This window comes from Plantibacter elymi (nom. nud.) (genome assembly GCF_900177795.1).
GTDB classification, from domain to species: Bacteria; Actinomycetota; Actinomycetes; order Actinomycetales; family Microbacteriaceae; genus Plantibacter; species Plantibacter elymi.
The window spans coordinates 443100-458512 of record NZ_FXWJ01000004.1 but is presented as its reverse complement, the minus strand read 5'-3'; the positions used below and the strand labels follow the sequence as shown (position 1 = coordinate 458512).

Annotated in this window: 14 protein-coding genes; 7 read left to right on the top strand and 7 right to left on the bottom strand. The window is 70.7% G+C overall.

The features are described from left to right. The first annotated feature begins 114 nt into the window (after positions 1 to 114). Positions 115 to 2430, top strand: a complete 2316-nt coding sequence (locus tag CCK91_RS14630; RefSeq protein ID WP_086474602.1) for a DEAD/DEAH box helicase — start codon at positions 115 to 117, stop codon at positions 2428 to 2430. Between the two features lie 152 nt (positions 2431 to 2582). On the opposite strand, the gene CCK91_RS14625 is transcribed toward CCK91_RS14630, so the two are convergent. Next, positions 2583 to 4100 carry a carboxylesterase/lipase family protein gene (locus CCK91_RS14625; protein WP_086474601.1) on the bottom strand — a complete coding sequence of 506 codons (1518 nt, stop codon included), beginning with the start codon at positions 4098 to 4100 and terminating at the stop codon, positions 2583 to 2585. A gap of 99 nt (positions 4101 to 4199) precedes the next feature. On the opposite strand from CCK91_RS14625, the gene CCK91_RS14620 reads away from it, so the two are divergent. Next, on the top strand, positions 4200 to 4622 hold the full coding sequence (locus CCK91_RS14620; RefSeq protein WP_086474600.1) for a GNAT family acetyltransferase: 423 nt from the start codon (positions 4200 to 4202) through the stop codon (positions 4620 to 4622). Between the two features lie 68 nt (positions 4623 to 4690). Here CCK91_RS14620 and CCK91_RS14615 read toward each other — a convergent pair whose 3' ends face one another. From CCK91_RS14615 to CCK91_RS14595, 5 genes are all read right to left on the bottom strand, one after another. Further along, entirely contained in the window at positions 4691 to 5782 is a 1092-nt protein-coding gene (locus tag CCK91_RS14615; protein ID WP_086474599.1) for an Rv2578c family radical SAM protein, read from the bottom strand. Positions 5783 to 5829: 47 nt separating this feature from the next. Then, a complete protein-coding gene (locus tag CCK91_RS14610) occupies positions 5830 to 6660 on the bottom strand; it encodes an energy-coupling factor transporter transmembrane component T family protein (protein ID WP_086474598.1) in 831 nt (276 codons plus the stop codon). Next, a complete protein-coding gene (locus tag CCK91_RS14605) occupies positions 6657 to 8405 on the bottom strand; it encodes an ABC transporter ATP-binding protein (protein WP_086474597.1) in 1749 nt (582 codons plus the stop codon). The genes CCK91_RS14610 and CCK91_RS14605 overlap by 4 nt, the downstream gene beginning before the upstream one ends. Further along, positions 8406 to 8987, bottom strand: a complete 582-nt coding sequence (locus CCK91_RS14600; protein ID WP_071259786.1) for an ECF transporter S component — start codon at positions 8985 to 8987, stop codon at positions 8406 to 8408. 113 nt (positions 8988 to 9100) lie between these two features. Then, positions 9101 to 10051: a pirin family protein gene (locus CCK91_RS14595; RefSeq protein ID WP_086474596.1), complete on the bottom strand. Its 951-nt coding sequence runs from the start codon at positions 10049 to 10051 to the stop codon at positions 9101 to 9103. Positions 10052 to 10169: 118 nt separating this feature from the next. Between CCK91_RS14595 and CCK91_RS14590 the strand changes: the two genes are divergently transcribed. The 5 genes from CCK91_RS14590 to CCK91_RS14570 all read left to right on the top strand — a co-directional run bounded on the left by CCK91_RS14590 (position 10170) and on the right by CCK91_RS14570 (position 14199). Continuing rightward, entirely contained in the window at positions 10170 to 11288 is a 1119-nt protein-coding gene (locus tag CCK91_RS14590; protein ID WP_086474595.1) for an AI-2E family transporter, read from the top strand. Positions 11289 to 11335: 47 nt separating this feature from the next. After that, a complete protein-coding gene (locus CCK91_RS14585; RefSeq protein WP_159877764.1) occupies positions 11336 to 11779 on the top strand; it encodes a DUF3592 domain-containing protein in 444 nt (147 codons plus the stop codon). Positions 11780 to 12015: 236 nt separating this feature from the next. Continuing rightward, positions 12016 to 12630: a hypothetical protein gene (locus CCK91_RS14580; protein WP_086474593.1), complete on the top strand. Its 615-nt coding sequence runs from the start codon at positions 12016 to 12018 to the stop codon at positions 12628 to 12630. 145 nt (positions 12631 to 12775) lie between these two features. Then, positions 12776 to 13543: a YcnI family copper-binding membrane protein gene (locus CCK91_RS14575; protein WP_086474592.1), complete on the top strand. Its 768-nt coding sequence runs from the start codon at positions 12776 to 12778 to the stop codon at positions 13541 to 13543. Then, positions 13543 to 14199: a copper resistance CopC family protein gene (locus CCK91_RS14570; protein WP_086474591.1), complete on the top strand. Its 657-nt coding sequence runs from the start codon at positions 13543 to 13545 to the stop codon at positions 14197 to 14199. The genes CCK91_RS14575 and CCK91_RS14570 overlap by 1 nt, the downstream gene beginning before the upstream one ends. Before the next feature lie 505 nt (positions 14200 to 14704). Here CCK91_RS14570 and CCK91_RS14565 read toward each other — a convergent pair. Next, complete coding sequence (locus tag CCK91_RS14565; protein WP_079705110.1) at positions 14705 to 15361, bottom strand: fasciclin domain-containing protein; 657 nt, start codon at positions 15359 to 15361, stop codon at positions 14705 to 14707. Positions 15362 to 15413: the final 52 nt, after the last annotated feature.

The window sequence follows — 15413 nt, the reverse complement described above, 5'->3', positions numbered from 1 at the left end:
CCAGTGATCGCCCGGGTATGAGCATGCCGCAGCGCAGCCGAGGTTTCGGATGGCGCTGTGTGAGTCATGCAGGTTGTTCATGCGAACGAGTTATAACCCGGAAAGCACTTCTCCATGCCCAAGAACAACACCCCCGCCGGCAAACGCCCGGCCAAGAACTTCGACCCCAAGTCCAAGTACGGCGAGAACAAGCGGCCCTTCGGCTCGCGCCCCGGCGCGAAGTCCGGCAGCAAGAGCGAAGGCCACCGCGGCTACCGTCCCGACGCCGGTGGAGCGCCGCAGAAGTCCCGCTGGAACGCCGACGAGCGCGCCGAGCGTGCCGCCCGCTTCGAGTCGGAGGAGCGTGGCGACCGCGCACCCCGCGGCGACCGCAACGAGCGTCCCGCGTACAACCGTGGTGGCGACCGCAACGAGCGTCCGGCGTACAACCGTGGCGGCGACCGCACCGAGCGTCCCGCCTACAACCGTGGTGGCGACCGCAATGAGCGTCCCGCCTACAACCGTGGCGAGCGGACTGAGCGTCCTTCGTACGGTGACCGGAACGAGCGTCCTGCGTACAACCGTGGTGGCGACCGGAACGAGCGTCCCGCGTACAACCGTGGCGAGCGGAACGAGCGTCCGTCCTACGGCGACCGCAATGAGCGTCCTGCGTACAACCGTGGTGAGCGGTCCGAGCGTCCGTCGTACGGTGACCGGAACGAGCGTCCTGCGTACAACCGTGGTGAGCGGTCCGAGCGTCCGTCGTACGGTGACCGGAACGAGCGCCCGGCGTACAACCGTGGTGGCGACCGCAACGAGCGTCCTTCGTACGGCGACCGCACCGAGCGTCCCGCGCACAACCGTGGTGGCGACCGCAACGAGCGTCCGTCGTACAACCGTGGCGAGCGCTCCGAGCGTCCCTCGTACGGCGACCGCAACGAGCGTCCGTCGTACAACCGGGGTGAGCGCTCCGAGCGTCCCTCGTACGGCGACCGCCCGGCTCGTCAGGGTGACCCGCGTCAGGCGAACCGCACCGACCGCCCCGCGCGTTCGTACGACGACCGTCCGAAGCGTTCCTTCGAGGAGCGCCCGGCGCGTTCGTACGACGACCGCCCCAAGCGGTCCTTCGACGACCGCCCGAAGCGCTCGTTCGACGACCGCGGCGCGTCCGACGCCGGCCGTGGCAGCGACTACTACCCGAAGCGCGACGCCGGCTCCTACACGCCCCAGGACGACGTGGTGCTCGAGCGCCTCGAGGCCGACGCGATCCAGGCCGGCGACGTCGAGGGTGTGACCTTCGAGAGCCTCGGCCTCGGCGGCAACATCGTCCGTGCGCTCGCCGAGCTCGGCGCCGACAGCCCGTTCCCGATCCAGGCGGCGACCATCCCGGACGTCATCGCGGGCCGCGACGTCCTCGGCCGTGGCCGCACCGGCTCCGGCAAGACCATCGCCTTCGGTGCCCCGCTCGTCGAGAAGCTCATGGAGAACGGCGGCGGCAAGAACCGCAAGCCGGGTCGCAAGCCCCGCGCCCTCATCCTCGCCCCGACGCGTGAGCTCGCCCTGCAGATCGACCGCACCGTGCAGCCCATCGCGCGCGCCGTCGGCCTCTTCACCACGCAGATCTACGGCGGTGTCCCGCAGGGTCGCCAGGTCGGCGCACTGCAGCGCGGCGTCGACATCATCGTCGGCACGCCCGGTCGCATCGAGGACCTCATCGAGCAGGGTCGCCTCGACCTCTCGCAGGTCACCGTGACCGTCCTCGACGAGGCCGACCACATGTGCGACCTCGGCTTCCTCGAGCCCGTGCAGCGCATCCTGCGTCGCACCGCGCCCGACGGTCAGAAGCTCCTCTTCTCCGCCACCCTCGACAAGGGTGTCGCAGCCCTCGTCAACGAGTTCCTCCCGAACCCGTCGGTGCACGAGGTCGCCGGTGAGGACCAGGCGTCCTCCACGATCGACCACCGCGTGCTGGTGGTGGAGCACAAGGGCAAGGACCGCCTCATCGAGGAGCTCGTCAACCGCACCGAGAAGACCCTCGTGTTCGCCCGCACCCGGGCCTACGCCGAGCGTCTCGCGGAGCAGCTCGGCATGGCGGGTATCCCCGCCGTCTCGCTGCACGGCGACCTCAACCAGGCGCGCCGCACGCGCAACCTGGAGAAGCTCACCTCGGGTCGGGTCAACGTGCTCGTCGCCACCGATGTCGCCGCCCGCGGCATCCACGTCGACGACATCACGCTCGTCGTGCAGGCCGACGCTCCGGACGAGTACAAGACGTACCTGCACCGTGCCGGCCGCACCGGTCGAGCCGGCAAGATCGGTCGCGTCGTCACGATCATCCCCAAGGCCCGTCGCCGCCGGATGACCGAACTGCTCGACCGCGCTGAGATCGAGGCCGCGTTCGACGACGCCGCCCCCGGCGACCAGCTCGTCGAGGACATCGCCACCGCGTAGTCCCCACCGCATCAGGAACGCCCGCCGAGCTCACGCTCGGCGGGCGTTCTCGCGTGCGCGGGAGGCCTCGGGCGCCTGTACGGCCTCGCGGCACTCGCTGCAGGACCTGCCGCGAGCGCGGGCGCGTGCCCGCGGAGGCTGCTGGCAGCGGGTCAGGGGGTGAGGGCCGCCCGCTCGTCGTCGCGCGGCGCGAGGACGACGGCGTCGTCGACCCCGTCGAAGGTCCGGACGGGCCGGGTGTCGTCCCAGCGCTGCCAACCCGGGTCGCCCGTTGTCGCGAACGCGACCCAGGCGTCGTGCATCGCGGTCGCGAGCGACTGCGGGGCCGAGGGGCCTGCCATCCGGACGGCCTCCGGCGAGTCGAGGTGGTCGAACACGAAGCCGATCTCCATCGCGTGGGCGGCTCCGAGGGCACCGTGCCCGTCCTCGCCGACGGGGCTCCGCCAAGCGAACTCGTACACCCACGTGTCCGCACCCGCGGCTGCACGGGCGTCGGCGACCCGGTTGAGTGGCACGCGCAACAGCACGTCCGTCGCCATCGCGCCGAGGATCTCCCCGGTCGAGGCCCTCGGACGGTTCCGTCGGAAGGTGCGGACCGTCGCCGCGGGGATCCCGAGCTTGAGGCGTGCCGCGAGCAGATGGACGCGTTTGATCGTCGGGAGGAGTCCCGTCGGAACGAACCACAGCCGGTACTCCTCGGTCGTGCTACCGATGAGGACGGGGATGCCCGCGGCTTGCCCGGCGAGCAAGGCGTCGAACGGGCTTTCCGGCACGAGCGGTGCTGCCGTCGCGACCGCGAAGCCGGCGCCGCCGTTCAGCGGGTTGCCGCCTGCCATGGCCCGCTCCTGCGCGGCCACGAGCCCCTCCGGTGGAACACGTCGGAACCCTCCTCGGGTGGTGGGGACCCCCAGATCCTTCGCCATGAGTTTCGAGATGCGGCCCGCCCGCTCGCGCGTCTGCGCTTCCAGCGGTCCGCTCTGGATGATCGCCCGTCGCATCACGGACGAGGCGTCCGGGTGCGCGAGGAGCGCAGCGACCGATGCCCCGCCCGCTGACTCGCCGAAGACGGTGACGTTGTCGGGGTCACCGCCGAAGCGGGCGATCTCGTCCTGCACCCACGTCAAGGCCGCGAGTTGGTCGGCGAGACCGAGGTTCAGCGGGACGTCGTCGAGCACCGAGAACCCCTCGGACCCGAGACGGTAGTTGACGGAGACGAGGACGACGCCGTCGCGAGCGAACGCGGTGCCGTCGTAGGCGTCGAGCGCGTTCGAGCCGTGGACGAACGAGCCTCCGTGGATCCACACCATCACCGGGCGCCGGGCGGTCGACGGCTCGGTCGGTGTCCACACGTTGACGTTGAGGATCTCGTTCCCCGGCACGGTCACCGTGGAGAGGAGGTCGCCGACCGCGCCGGCATACGGGGCCTGCGGTGCGGTGGCGCCGGGCCGGGTCGCGTCCCGCGGCTCGTCCCAGGGCTCGACCGGCTGGGGGAGGCGGAACCGGTCGTCGCCGAACGGCGCCGCTGCATACGGGATGCCGAGGAAGCTGGAGACGCCGCCTGCACTGCGTCCGGTGACCGGGCCGCTGCCGGTGTCGACGGTGATCGGTGTGGGGTGGTCGTCCGACCGGGTGTCGTCGGCGGCCGGTTCCAGCCCAGGGTCGATGCTCATACGCGTCCGTTCGTCGATGCTCGGGTGACCAACTGTATCGACGGCGGTCGTACGCGTGCCTGTGCATCGGACGGGAGACGGGTGCGGAAGACTGGAACGATGCAGATCCGTCCGTTCACCCCAGCCGACACCGACGCCGTCATCGCCCTGTGGAGCATCGTCGGTCTCACTCGACCATGGAACGACCCGGCGAAGGACATCGAGCGCAAGCTGACGACGCAGCCCGAGCTGTTCCTCGTCGGGGCGGATGCCGACGGTGCCGTCGTCGGCACCGCGATGGTGGGGTACGACGGCCACCGCGGATGGGTGCACTACCTGGCCGTGTCGCCGGCGCAGCAGGGTGGTGGACTCGGTCGGGAGCTCATGGCCGAGGCCGAGCGCCTGCTCATCGAACTCGGGTGCCCGAAGATCAACCTCATGGTGCGGACCGGCAACGACCGGGTGATCGGGTTCTACGAGGCGCTCGGGTACGGCACCGACGAGGTCGCGCTGCTCAGCAAGCGGCTCATCCCCGACGCCTGACGCCGGTTCGTTCGCCCATGTTTGGGCGATGGAGTTCTCGTTCGCCCAAACATGGGCGAACGAACGGGTCAGAACAGGGTCGGCTGGACCTGCAGGCCGGTCGTGACGAACTCCGGGGCGCGCTTGCGCAGCTCGGCCCGCTCGCCGTACCCGTCGCGCAACATGCCGAGCGCCGACGAGCGGACACCCCCGGTGGCCGGGTCCTCGGTGCCGCGCTCGAGCCCGTGCTCGCGGATCATCGGGCGGATGCGCGCCGCCAGCCACTTCCGGTACTCCTTCGGGGCGTAGGCGCCGTCCGCGTACATCGAGGTGTAGCGGTCGACGAGCTCGGGGTGCTCCCGCGACAGCCACTGCATGAACCAGGGTTTGACGCCGGCCTTCAGATACAGGGTCGAGAAGAGGACGGTGCTCGCGCCGGCCTCGCGGATGCGCGACAGGGCGAGATCGAGGTGGTCGACGGTGTCGGTCAGGTAGGGGAGGATCGGCATCATGAAGACCCCGACGTCGAAGCCGAGGTCGGCAGCGGCGCGGACGGTCGCGAGTCTGGCCGCCGCCGTCGGGGTGCCGGGTTCGATCGACTGCTGCAGCTCGTCGTCGTAGATGGCGATCGACATGGCGAGGTCGACCGGTACGCGCTGAGCGACCTCGGCCAGGAGGGGCAGGTCGCGCCGGAGCAGCGTGCCCTTCGTCAGGATCGAGAACGGGGTCGCCGAGTCGGCGAGGGCGTTGATGATCCCCGGCATGAGCCGGTACTTGCCCTCGGCGCGCTGATACGGGTCGGTGTTCGTGCCGAGCGCCACCGGGTGCCTGCCCCAGCTCGCCTTCGCGAGCTCCTTCTCGAGGACCTCGGCGACGTTCACCTTGACGATGAGCTGCGAGTCGAAGTCCTTCCCGGCGTCGAGGTCCAGATACGAATGCGTCGGTCGGGCGAAGCAGTACACGCAGGCATGCGAGCAGCCCCGATAGGGGTTGATGGTCCACCCGAAGGGCATCACGGACTGACCGGGTACGCGGTTGAGTGCGGACTTCGCGAGCACCTCGTGGAAGGTGATCCCGGCGAACTCCGGCGTCTGGACGCTGCGCACGAGGTTGTTCAGCTTCGCGAGGCCCGGCAGCGCCGACGTCGCCTCGACCCCGAGTTCCTGTCCGCTCCACCGCATGCCTCCATTAGAACATATGTTCGATTCCTCCGGGTGACTCCGGACGATCAGTTCCAGATGACGGGACCCGGACCGGCAGCGAGGCTCCACCACAGGAGGGCGGCGCTCACGAGCCAGAAGACGATCATGAAGCACCAGTCGCGGGTGCGGAAGGGGATGCGTGTCCGCTCCGTCCGCTGCGGATGGGCGCCGAACGCGCGGGCGTCCATGGCGAGCGCGACCCGCTCCGCGTGACGGATGGCACCGGCCAGCAGTGGCACGACGGTGCCGGCGGCGCGGCGGACGGCGGCGATCGGTCCGCGACCCTCGGCCATGCCGCGGACGCGGTGGGCGGAACGGATCACCTCCAGCTCGTGCCCGAACCGCGGCACGAACCGGTAGGCGGCGAGCGCCGTGTACCCGATCCGGTAGGGCACGTGCAGCTGCTGGATCATCGCGCGGACGAACTCCGGGCCGGTCGAGGTGAGGCCGCCGATGCAGGCGAGGACGAGGAGGGCCGCGAGCCGCAGTGCCGTCGCGAGGCCGACGAGCAGCGCCCCGAGGAAGAACCGGTAGTCGCCGACCTGGAACAGCAGGACGGACTGGTCGACGCGGCTCGGGTCGGTCCACAGGCCGAAGCTGAACGACATGATCGCGACGACGAGCGGCAGCGCCACGAAGAGCAGGAGGGCGACCGTCCGCGTCAGGCGGGCCCCGACGAGGATGACGACGACCGCGAGGGCGATGAACAGTGCCGGCGTGACCGGGTCCCTCGTGAACGCGAGCAGGAAGATCACCGGGAGCGGAGCGCCGAGCTTCGCGAGCGGGTTCAACCGGTACAGGAATCGACCGGCCGGCGCCGTGCTCGAGGCGTACGGGTCGATGGTCGTGGTGCTCATCGGGTGGCCGCCCCGGGCAGGTCGTCGAGTCGCGACAGGTGCCGCCAGTCGGGGTGGTTCGCCAGCGAGCGCATCGCCTGGGCGAGCGGTGGCGGCCGGAGTCCCGCGCGGCGCAAGAGCTCGTCGTCGCCGAGGACTGCGGTGGTCGTGTCGTGGGCGAGCAAGCGGCCGCCGGCCATCACCGCGACGTGACTCGCGTGGTCGGCGACGAGCTGGAGGTCGTGGGTCACGACGAGGACCGTGGTGCCCTGCGCGTTGAGTCCGGCGAGGAGGTCCAGGAGCTCGTTCGCCCGCGCCCGGTCCTGACCGAAGGTCGGTTCGTCGAGCGCGAGCACCGGAGCTCCGGCGATGAGGGCGCTCCCGACGGACAGTCGGCGCTTCTGGCCGCCGGAGAGGAGGAACGGATGCACGTCGCGGGCGGATTCCAGGCCGAACCGCCGAAGCAGGTCGACGACGCGACGCTCGATCTCGGTGTCGTCGACGCCCCGGATCCGCAGACCGTGCGCGAGTTCGTCGTGGACGGTGTGCGTGATGAACTGATGCTCGGGGTTCTGGAAGACGAAGCCGATGTGCGCCGCGATCGTCCGGACGTCGCTGCGCCCCGGGTCGATTCCGCCGACGTCGACGCGCCCGCGGGGAGGCCGGACCACCCCGGCGATCGCCTGGAGCAGGGTCGTCTTGCCGGCACCGTTCGTCCCGATCACCGCGAGGAAGTCGCCTGTCCCGACCTCGAGGCTCACCTCGTGGAGGATCGGGGTGCGCCGGCGGCCGCGACCGCGTTCGACGCTGAGCCGGTCGACGCGGACCGCCACCGACGACTCGGCGGTGGCCGGGGCGGCGGGTGCTGTCGGCAGCGTCGGCAGTGCGGTCGCGTCGAGTGCGGCGGTCAGCTCGGCAGGTGTCAGGGGGAGGTCCGGCAACGCGACACCGGCCGACCGCAGTCGCAGGGCCGCGAGCGTCGCGACCGGGAGCCAGACGCCCATCGCGAGCAGCTCGTCGAGGTGGCCGAGCAGGACGTCGCGGGTCGGGCCGTCGAAGGCGAGCCGCCCGTCGCGATCGAGCACGACGACCCGGTCGACGAGGTCGATGGCGGCGTCGAGGTTGTGCTCGACGAGCAGGATCGCGTGCCGCTTCCCGGTGCCCTCGGGTCCGGAGACGAGTGAGCGGAGGGCTGCGTAGACCTCCTCGATCCCGGCCGGATCGAGGTTCGCCGTCGGCTCGTCGAGGACGAGGAGGTCGCTCCCCATGGCCAGGGCGCAGGCGATCGCGAGTCGCTGTCGGCCTCCGCCCGAGAGTCGGTCGGGGTTCTCGGCCCGGCGCTCCCAGAGCCCGACCTGCCGGAGCGCGCGTTCGGCGCGGGACAGCACCTCCTCGACCGGGAGCAGGAGGTTCTCCGGGCCGAAGCACACCTCGTCGAGGACCGTTCCGGTGACGATCTGCGCGTCGGGGTCCTGGAACACCATCGCCACGTGCTCGCTCAACTGCGCGACCGTGGAGGTGGCCGTGTCGAGCCCGCCGGTGATCACAGCACCCTCGAACTCGGCCGGGACGGCGTGGGGGACGAGGCCGTTGAGGGCCAGGGCGAGCGTCGACTTCCCCGAGCCGCTCGGCCCGAGCAGGAGGACCACCTCACCGGGTGCGACCTGCAACGACACGTCGTCCGGGGTCCACTCTTCGCGCTCGTCGTGACGGATGCGCACCCGCCGGACGACGGTGGCGGGCTGCGTCGGCGGTACGGGGTCCACTCAGGCCCGCGTGCCGGCCGAGCCGCGGTCGCGCTGCAGGGGTTTCGCGATGGACCGCCCCACACCGGCTCTCGCGAGCGCCGCTGCGACCGCTCTTCCGAGCGCGGTGAAGGCGATCGGGCTGAGGACGAAGAGCGCGATGTAGACCGTCTGGGCGAGGGGCGCGAAGTGCTCGATCCCGAGGACGACGAGCACGGAGCCGCCGAAGACGAGTCCCGCGATGCCGGCTGCCAGGTAGAACACCCAGGCCTTCCAGACGCGGTAGCGCGACACGGCGAAGGGGATCTCCTGCAGGAGCCCGATCGCGAGTCCGGTGCCGAAGTAGCGGAAGAACCACTGCGGGCTGAACGCCGCGGAGACGAGCCCGGCGGTGAGCCCGGTCATGAGGGCCACGCCACCACGTCGGAGGAGCGCCTGCGAGACGACGCCCGGCAGGAAGTAGACGCCGATGATGAGGCCGTAGAGCACGGGGGCGGTCGCGGAGATCGTGCCGCCGACGTACCCGGAGACGACGAAGACGAGGCCGCCCCCGACGCCGATCGCGGCGCAGGTCAGCAGCAGTCGCGTACTCAGACGTTGCATCAGCCCACCTTCACGAGCAGTCGATCTCCTGAGGACAGCCTATCCTTTATCAGCCTGTCGAGACGCCGACGGACACCGCTCGGAACGGGGTCTCGAGCGCCCGATCCTGGCGGTCAGATCGAGCGTCGGCGCGGGGTCAGACGGACGTTCGGCAAGGGCGGCGCCGGGATGCGGTCCGTTCCGTGACCGTCGACCGAGCCGAAGCGTGAGGACCCCGCCTCCCAGTCCTCCCGGGCGGACTCGATGTCCTCATGGCTGCGACCGACGAAGTTCCACCACATGACCAGCTCCTCCGGGAACGGCGTCCCTCCGAGGAGCACGAAGCGGGCACCGGTCGCGCTCCGGAGCTCGAGGCGATCGCACCCGGGCGCCAGGTAGAGCAACGGGCCGGAGCCGAGTTCGACGCCGCCGACCTCGAGCACCCCGTCGAGCACGAGGACGCCGTGCTCGAAGGCCGGATCCACCGGCACCTCGACGACGGTGTCGGCCTCAAGTGTCACGTCGGCACCGAGTAGGGGCGAATGGACGGTCGCGGTCGACGTCACCCCGCCGAGCGTGCCGACGAGGACGGTCGCCTCCAAACCTGGAGCGCGGTGGACGGGCAGGTCCGTGTGCTGCTCGAACGCCGCCGGCACCGAGGCGGCGGTCTCCGGGAGCGCCACCCACAGCTGGAGGCCGTGCATGGCGGCCGCCTCCTCGCCCACCGAGAACTCGGAGTGCGACACGCCCCGACCGCTCGTCATGAGGTTGAGCTCGCCCGGGCGGACGACCACGTCGCTGCCCACGCTGTCGCGGTGGCGGATGTCGCCGACCAGCGGCCAGGTCACGGTCTGTAAGCCGGTGTGCGGATGCGGCAGGACGCGCATCAGCGACCGGTCCTCGTCGAAGCGGTCGAGGAAGCACCAGGCGCCGATCATCGGCAGCTCGCGCTGCGGGAGGGTGCGATGGACGCTCAAGCCGCGGACGCCGCCGAGGGGGACCTCGCGGGCCTCGAGGAGTCTCGTCCCGGATCCGTCAGGTGCGTGGCAGACGCTGGGGACCGGGTCGGCGTCGAGTCTCGTCATGAGCGCCTCCTTATCACGGACAACGCTACTCCCGCTCGGCCTGACCTCGGCCCGCACCGACGTGGTTGACTGGGCGCGGGGCCCGTCCGGCTCCGCCGCTGCCGAGATTGGGGATCCCATGGGCCTGTTCGACAAGCATGAGGACGCACCGGAGCCGCTCGCCCGGGGACTCTGGCACGACCGCATCGGCGCGTTCGCGACCCGGAGCATCCAGACGCTGGCCATCGTCGCGGTCGCCGCGCTGATCGTCTTCGCGCTGACCCAGCTCTCCCTCGTGATGATCCCCGTCGTCATCGCACTCATCCTCGCCTCGGCGATCTACCCGCTCATGCGGTGGATGCGGTCGAAGGGACTCCCGTCGATCCTCGCCACCTGGATCGCCCTCGTCTCGATCCTCGTCATCCTCGGCGGCATCGGATGGCTCATCGTCTGGGCCGTCCGCAGCCAGTGGAAGGACCTCGTCGACTCGGCCTCGCAGGGCTTCGGGCAGCTCCAGGACTGGCTCGGCACCCTGCCGTTCGACATCGACGAGAAACAGATCGAGGAGGGCAAGCAGACCGCGGTCGACTTCCTCACCTCGAGCCAGTTCGGCAGCGGGGCGCTCGCCGGTGTCTCCGCGACGGCGAGCTTCCTCACCGGCCTGGTGCTCATGGTCGTCGTCCTGTTCTTCTTCCTCAAGGACGGGCCGCGGCTCTGGGAGTTCCTGCTCCGCCCCTTCACCGGAACCGCGTACGACCGTGCCAAGCGCATCGGCGGCAAGACGGTGGACACCCTCGGCGGGTACGTGCGCGGCACCGCGACGATCGCGGCCGTCGACGCGATCGGCATCGGCATCGGCCTCGCGATCATCGGGGTCCCGCTCGCCCTGCCGCTCAGCGTCATCGTGTTCCTGACCGCCTTCATCCCGATCGTCGGTGCGACCGCCGCCGGCATCCTCGCGGCCCTCGTCGCGCTCGTCGCCAACGGTCCGGTCGCCGCCCTCATCGTCGTCGGCATCGTCGTGCTCGTGAACCAGCTCGAGGGCAACTTCCTCCAGCCCGTCGTCATGGCACGCTCGCTCAAGCTGCACGCCCTCGTCGTCCTCCTCGCCCTGACCGCCGGCACCATCCTCGGCGGCATCGTCGGCGCGGTCCTCGCCGTCCCGATCGCGGCGGTCGCCTGGGGCATCATCGGCGTCTGGAACGGTCCGGACCAGCCGGCCGAGCCCATGCGGCAGAAGCGACCCGAGTCCGTCTGAGGGAGCCCGTCAGGGTCGTGGGTCCGCCCGCCGGATAGCATGTGATCGTGGACCCCCACGATCTCCTCGGCCTCGTCTTCGAGGTCTTCACCTGGATCGGCTTCGGCAGCGCCGTCGTCGTGCTGCTCGTCATGCTCATCGCACGGGCCGCGGACGGCAGCTGGGTGGAGACGCACGGGGTCATCGTGGACCTGCCGGAGGACGCGGGCGGCGGGGACGTCGATCGAGGTCCGGGGCGCGAGGTCCGCTGGATGACCGAGGCGGCCGAGCTGTACTCACGACCCGTCACGGATGCGGAGTTCGACGCCCTGCGCGACCCCGAGGAGCCGAACGTCTTCTACGCCCGCCGGGAACCGTCGCGCGCACGCTTCCGCCGGACGGCCGATCACACGAGGGCACTCCGGCTGCTCTTCGGCGTGACCTTCGGCATCGGCGTCGTCTGCTCCATCGCCTCGATCGTGCTGCTGTTCGTCGCCGACACCGGGGCCTGACCACCCGCTCCTCCTTCCGGACACTGACGTACCTCTTCCCCGGTCCCTGAGCCTGTCGAAGGGCCTTCCTCCCGGTCATCGAGCCTGTCGAAATGCCCCGAGTGACCCCCTGGTCCGGGCACCGATCGTCCTGGCCACCCCCTCCTCGGTCCCTGAGCCTGTCGAAGGGCGACGCTCGGGTAGGCTGTGAACACGAGCGTCGACACCTGGTCCGCTCGCTCTCCCGGAGGCATCGCATGACGGAACGGTGGGCCCGTGTCGCCCGCGGCACCGCCGCAGCCGCGTTCGCCACCTTCGCCGCCGCCCTCTCGCACACGATCGGCGGGGCCGCCGCGCCGTCCGCGTTCGTCCTCCTGGTCGGTGGCACCTTCGCCGTCCTGGTCTGCGTCCTCCTCGCCGGCCGCCGCATCACCGCACTCGGGGTCGTCGCCTCCGTGCTCGTGAGTCAGCTCGGCTACCACGCGCTCTTCACCCTCGTCCCGAGCACCGTCAGCGCCACGGTCGCATCCGGCGGTGCGACCGGCCCCGCCGCCTGGCACCGGCACGGGGTCGTCGAACTCGCGACCGGCGGCGTCACCGCGGCGCACACCCACGGCGACACCACGATGTGGGCGGCGCACCTCGTCGCGGCCGTCGCGACCATCGCAGCCATCCTGTTCGCGGAACGCGCGACGCTCGCAGCGCTCGCCGCGCTGACCGTCCGGATCCTCGCCCGCCGTGCGGCACCGACGCACCTCGTCCCCGCGCCCCGTCGGGTGCGCTGGGTCCGGGTCAACCGCCGTCCGCGCAACCTCGGGGTGGTCCTGCTCCACCTGCGACACCGCGGTCCGCCAGCTCTCGCCGCCGCCTGACCGACGCACCACCCTCCGACCGGGACGGGTGCCGTGCGGGGCCGGGTCGGCCGCAGCGCAGCAGCACCCTTCGGCGCGCCATCCGGCGTGAGCCATCCCCCTTTCCGCACGCTCGACGCCGTGCGGATCAGTCGACAGGACGATCATGAACGCAACCACCCCCCGCCCGACCTTCCGTAAGCCCGCCGTACTCGGTGCCGTCGCCATCGGCGCTGGAGCGCTCCTCGCGGTCGGCGCACCGCTCGCCGCCAGCGCCCACGTCAGCGTCACGCCGACCTCCACGGCCGCCGGCTCCTACACGGTGCTGAGCTTCGCCGTCGGTCACGGCTGCGACGGTTCGCCCACGACGAGCCTCTCCTTCGAGATCCCCGAGGAGATCAACGCCGTGACGCCGACGGTCAACCCGAACTGGACCATCGACAAGCAGATGGCCCCGCTCGCGAAGCCCATCACCGACAGTCACGGTGAGCAGCTCGCCGAGCGCGTCGGCACCGTCGTCTACACAGCCAAGACGCCGCTCGCCGACGGCTACCGCGACACCGTCTCCTTCCAGGTCCAGCTACCGGCCGACGCCGAGGGCAAGACCCTCGTCTTCCCCGTGACGCAGACGTGCGAGGTCGGCCAGACCGACTGGACCGACGTCGCGAAGGACGGTCAGACCGAGGACGACCTCGAGTCGCCGGCGCCCGTCGTCGTCGTGACCGCCGCCGAAGCCGGTGACCACCACGGTGGCGCCGCCATGGACGACGACGGTGACGGCGACCACACCGAGGCCGCTGCCTCGACCGACGCCGGCACCACTGACGTGCTGGGCCGCGTGCTCGGCATCGCCGGTCTCGTCGTCGGTGCCGCCGGCATCGTCATCGCTGCCTCCGCACGCCGCGCAGCGTCCGACGCGAAGCGCCAGGCCTGATGACGGTCTCCCGTCGTCGCCGTCTCGTCGGCACCGCCGCGACCGCGTTCCTCGCGGTCGCGGCGGTGCTCGCCGTGGCCCAGCCGGCCTCAGCGCACAACAGCATCATCTCGACGACGCCGGCCGAGGGGTCGACGATCACCGAGCAGCCGGAGCAGCTCGTCATCACGACGAACGACAACCTGCTCGACCTCGGGGAAGCCGGCCAGTCCAACCAGATCCAGGTGACCGGTCCCGGCGACGAGCGGCTGTACTACGGCACCGCGTGCGCAGCGGTGAACGGCCCTGCGCTCGTCATGCCGCTGCAGCTCGGTGAAGCGGGTGAGTACACCGTCGTCTGGCAGCTCGTCTCGACCGACGGCCACCCGCTGTCGGGCAGCTACACCTTCGAGTGGGCGCCGGCCGAGGGCCAGGAACTCGCCGCGGGGAGCGCGAAGCCCGCGTGCGCGACGAGCGGTGCTTCCACGGTTCAGCCCTCATCAGAAGCGGGCGGTGTCGAGCCGGAGTCGTCCGCTGGTGGGCTCAGTGGCGATGTGTGGTGGATCGTCGGCGCGATCGGCGTCGTCCTGATCGCCGGCATCGGCGTGCTGCTCGTGACCCGGCGGAAGCCGGAGCCGACCTCGGACGACCAGGGCACGGACACCTCCGCGCCCTGAGCCGCACCCCGCCCGGTCCCTGAGCCGCACCCCGCCCGGTCCCTGAGCCGGCACCCCGTGCGTTCTCTGAGCGCCACCCCGTTCGGTCCCTGAGCTTGTCGAAGGGCGGTCCGGTCGATGGTGTCCTCGGATGGCGAGGTGCTTCGGGGGCACTTCGACAGGCTCAGTGACCGGGGGAGGTGACACGCTTCGGTCCTTGAGCTTGTCGAAGGGTAGTCCGGTCGGTGGTGCTTCCGGATGGCGAGGTGCTTCGGGGGCACTTCGACAGGCTCAGTGACCGGGGGAGGTGACACGCTTCGGTCCTTGAGCTTGTCGAAGGGTAGTCCGGTCGGTGGTGCTTCCGGATGGCGAGGTGCTTCGGGGGCACTTCGACAGGCTCAGTGACCGGGAAGGTCGGGCGAGCGGGTCCCGGTCCCGACACAACGGAACAGCCCCGCCATCCTCGAGAGGATGACGGGGCTGTCGGGTTGTTACCGGTGTAGCGTGCGGGTGAACCCGCGGTCGGCTACTTTGCCGGCGGCATCAGCACCGAGTCGATGAGGTACACGGTCGCGTTGGCGGTCTTGACGCCACCGCAGATGACCTTGGCACCGTTGACGGTGATGTTGTCACCCGAGCCCTCGACCTTGACGGTTCCACCCTCGACGGTGGTCTGCTCACCGTCGATGTCGGACGGAGCGATCTGGCCGGGGATCACGTGGTACGTGAGGATCGAGGTCAGCGTCGCAGCGCCCTCAGGCGTCTTGAGGCTGTCGATCGTCGCGGCGTCGATCTTCTTGAACGCGTCGTCGACCGGGGCGAAGACAGTGAACTCGGAGCCGTTCAGCGTGTCGACGAGGTTGACGTCGGGGTTCAGCTGGCCGGAGACCGCAGCGGTGAGCGTGGTCAGCAGCGGGTTGTTGGACGCGGCGACGGCGACGGGGTCGGCCGACATGCCGGCGACGGAGCCAGCACCGTCCGGGACGGCGTCAGCGTAGGCGGCGCAGCCCGAGCCGACGAGGTCCGCTGCGGGGTCTGCAGCCATCGACTCGGTGGGAGCGGAGCTCGGCTCCATCGAGGAACCGCTGTCGGAGCTGGAGCCGCTGGAACAGGCTGCGAGGCCGAAGGTCGCGACGGCGGCGAGTGCGAGCACTGCCATGTGGTTTCGCTTGATGGTACGCATGTGATTCTCCTTTGATGAGGTTTGGACCGGTTGTCGAGTGCCTCTCAGAACC